At 55.4% G+C, this 258-nt stretch carries 1 protein-coding gene; it reads left to right on the top strand.

The window, feature by feature from the left end:
* The coding region (locus SB679_RS25135; RefSeq protein WP_410705041.1) for a hypothetical protein at positions 1–258 on the top strand (258 nt) is incomplete at both ends.

Genomic DNA, 258 nt, shown 5'->3' with positions numbered 1-258 from the left:
ATTGACGAACTGTTGGCCGCCGGGGAGTACGTCGCAGCTAAGGCGTACATGGACTCTATGCCCGAACCACGACAACAGTTAGCGGGGCAGTTTGCTGTTGTTCAATTGCGGCATCGCTTGCAGTTCGCTCTATCAACCCAAGACTGGAAGACGTTGGAGAGCACCGACGTCCCACCTGAGATACCACAGGTGAACAAAGACGCTGCGCGCGACACAATTCTTTTCTATCGGGCAGTTGCACAGTTCAGCAAGGGGCGC

The sequence above is a fragment of the Chryseobacterium sp. SIMBA_029 genome, from assembly GCF_046535275.1.
Taxonomy (GTDB): Bacteria; Bacteroidota; Bacteroidia; order Flavobacteriales; family Weeksellaceae; genus Chryseobacterium.
This window is presented reverse-complemented; position numbering and strand designations above follow the sequence as displayed.